A 666-nucleotide genomic window follows, 5' to 3' on the forward strand; every position below is an offset into this window, starting at 1 on the left:
TCGCAAACGCATGCTCAATGGTGATCTGATCTTGAGCATCCGGGTTCGCAGGATCCTTGATCTGCAACACCAGGTGATTGCCATTGCGAAGACCCACCACATCATCCTGACTGATACCTTCACCCAAACGGATGCTATCGGTCTTGTCCCAATAGGATAAACTCGTCCCATGATATGCAAGATCATAATCCCTGATCACATCCTGACCGTCACCACGATTAAAGAGATAGGTATCCGATCCTGTCCAACCTTCCAAACGATCGTTACCTTGTCCACCTTCTAGTGTATTGCTATATCCACTGCCGCTGGCTCCATAACCTACACGGACTTTATCAATACTGCGGTCAATCTGGATCAAATCATCACCAGCATCTCCTGACAGAGTGTTCGACCCCAAGTACGACGCCGTAATAGTGTCGTTACCCTCACCACCCGATACGGTGTCATTGTGATGTCCCGCATTGATGGTGTCGTTACCTACACCTCCATAAATCGTATCCGCACCATTTGCCCCATTCAGCGTGTCGTTACCTGTGCCACCGTATAGGCCATCCGCAAACTCGGTACCGCTCAGCGTGTCATCACCTTCGTTGTTCAGACCACCTTGCACCAAGCCAAAGATTTGAGCCGTGTTCAGCACCGTACCATCGGCAAACTCCAGCGCTT

1 protein-coding gene is annotated in these 666 nt (G+C 50.3%); it reads right to left on the reverse strand.

Translation table 11 applies throughout. The features are described 5' to 3' along the window. On the reverse strand, positions 1 to 666 hold a 666-nt coding region (locus MIB40_RS19445), incomplete at both ends, for a calcium-binding protein (RefSeq protein ID WP_319941698.1).

The sequence above is a fragment of the Aestuariirhabdus haliotis genome (assembly GCF_023509475.1).
Classification (GTDB): Bacteria; Pseudomonadota; Gammaproteobacteria; order Pseudomonadales; family Aestuariirhabdaceae; genus Aestuariirhabdus; species Aestuariirhabdus haliotis.